We start from the raw sequence: 327 nt of genomic DNA on the forward strand, positions 1-327 counted from the left end.
GCGAACAGCTACAGCGAGTTCAAGGCCGAGGAGCATCACACCGTGCACGGAGAGCGCAAGGTCGAGCTGAAGGCCGATGACCACCTGACGGTCGGCGACAGCCAGCACGTGAAGCTCGGTCGTGCCTACCTGGCCAGGGCCGGGCGCGAGATCCACCTGAAGGCCGGGCAGAAGATGGTGATCGAGGCTGACAGCGAACTGACGGTGAAGGCCGGCGGCAGCTTCATCCGGCTTGACGCAAGCGGCATCGCCATCAGCGGCCCGCTGGCACGGATCAATGCAGGCGGCGCACCGGGAAGCGGCTCGGGGATCGCGATCAAGATGCCG

The 327-nt window shown here is 66.4% G+C and carries 1 pseudogene; it reads left to right on the top strand.

The annotated features are described in order from the left end of the window. Positions 1-327 (top strand): annotated as a pseudogene (locus tag HMPREF2924_RS21325) (type VI secretion system tip protein VgrG); the annotation flags it as partial.

Source organism: Pseudomonas sp. HMSC063H08, assembly GCF_001813645.1.
Taxonomy (GTDB): domain Bacteria; phylum Pseudomonadota; class Gammaproteobacteria; order Pseudomonadales; family Pseudomonadaceae; genus Pseudomonas; species Pseudomonas aeruginosa.